The sequence below is a fragment of the Pseudoflavonifractor sp. An184 genome (genome assembly GCF_002160305.1).
GTDB lineage: Bacteria > Bacillota > Clostridia > Oscillospirales > Oscillospiraceae > Lawsonibacter > Lawsonibacter pullicola.
Genome location: NZ_NFKI01000137.1, coordinates 1 through 1,105 on the forward strand (window position 1 = coordinate 1; position 1,105 = coordinate 1,105).

At 67.9% G+C, this 1,105-nt stretch carries 1 protein-coding gene and 1 pseudogene; both read left to right on the top strand.

Going from position 1 to position 1,105, the window contains the following annotated elements:
* A pseudogene (locus B5F19_RS17610) lies at positions 1–659 on the top strand (galactokinase); the annotation flags it as partial.
* A 37-nt stretch (positions 660–696) separates the two neighbouring features.
* A partial coding sequence (locus B5F19_RS16800) for an NAD-dependent epimerase/dehydratase family protein (protein WP_140394158.1) occupies positions 697–1,105 on the top strand: 409 nt, incomplete at its 3' end.

The window sequence follows — 1,105 nt, forward strand, 5'->3', positions numbered from 1 at the left end:
CCGCCTCCTCCGTGGGGGGCGCGGTGGCCATCGACTTCGCCGACCCCGCCGCCCCCGTGGTGCGGTCGGTGGCGGTGGACCTGAACGCCCTGGGCTACGCACTGTGCATCGTGGACTCGGGGGCCAGCCACGCCGCCCTCACCGGCGAGTACGACTCCATCCCCAAGGAGATGCGGGCGGTGGCCGCCTTCTTCGGCAAAAACGTGCTGCGGGAGGTGGACGAGGCCCAGGTGCTGAGCCATCTGCCCCAGCTGCGGAAGGCGGCCGGGGACCGGGCGGTCCTCCGGGCCCTCCACTTCTTCGCCGACGACCGGCGCGCGGAGCAGGAGGCTGACGCCCTGGAGCAGGAAAACATGGAGGCATTCCTGACCCTGGTGGAGCAGTCGGGCCGCTCCTCCTGGGAGCTGCTCCAGAACATCACCCCCACCGGGGCGGTCCAGGAGCAGGCCATGGCCGTGGCCCTGACGGTGGCCGAGCGGGCCCTGGACGGCCGGGGCGCCTGCCGGGTCCACGGCGGCGGCTTCGCCGGCACCATCCAGGCCTTTGTCCCCCTGGACCTGCTGGAGTCCTTCAAATCCCAGGTGGAGGGCGCGCTGGGCGCGGGCAGCTGCCACGTGCTGAGCATCCGCCCCGTGGGCGGCACCGTCCTCTGGGGCTGATTTTCGATCCGAATGGAAGAAAGGAGCGCATAGAACTATGGCGATCTTAGTATTGGGCGGAGCCGGTTACATCGGCTCCCACACGGTATATGAACTCATCGACGCGGGCCGCGAGGTGGTGGTGGCCGACAACCTTCAGACCGGCTTCCGGGCCGCCGTCCACCCCAAGGCGAAATTCTATCAGCTGGATATCCGGGACAAGGGCGCCCTGGACACCCTGTTCCAGGCGGAACACATCGAGGGCGTCATCCACTTCGCCGCCTCCTCTCAGGTGGGCGAGTCCATGTCCGATCCCCTGAAGTATTACGACAACAACCTCCACGGCACCATGGTGCTTCTGAAGTCCATGGTGGAGCACGGGGTGGATAAGATCGTCTTCTCCTCCACCGCCGCCACCTACGGCGAGCCCGAGCGGGTGCCCATCCTGGAGGACGACAAGACCGTCC